This is a genomic window from Psychrobacter sp. CAL346-MNA-CIBAN-0220, assembly GCF_040309805.1.
In the GTDB taxonomy this organism is placed as follows: Bacteria; Pseudomonadota; Gammaproteobacteria; order Pseudomonadales; family Moraxellaceae; genus Psychrobacter.
On sequence record NZ_JBEOPF010000760.1, the window covers coordinates 1 to 234 of the forward strand.

Here is a 234-nt window from a genome sequence, read left to right on the forward strand (position 1 = left end):
TGGCACGCCGCTTCATTGCCATTGACGATGCACTGGCGCACTTCAACGCGAATCTTCGGTTGCTGCTGCGCCCACATGCCTTCCAGTACCTGCCAGGCATCGGCCTGGGGCTTGCCGACGTATTCGATACTCAAGCCGTTGGCCGAGACGCTGCGGTAGTGAGCGAAAAAGCCGTCTTTGTCGCCCCGGTTCCAGCAGTCGATCTGCCCGTGCAGAAAGTGCTCGATGGTGTGT

The 234-nt window shown here is 59.8% G+C and carries 1 protein-coding gene; it reads right to left on the reverse strand.

Going from position 1 to position 234, the window contains the following annotated elements; genetic code table 11:
* Nucleotides 1-234 (reverse strand): nuclear transport factor 2 family protein (locus tag AAEY88_RS15580; RefSeq protein ID WP_350563850.1); only part of this gene is annotated, 234 nt, incomplete at both ends.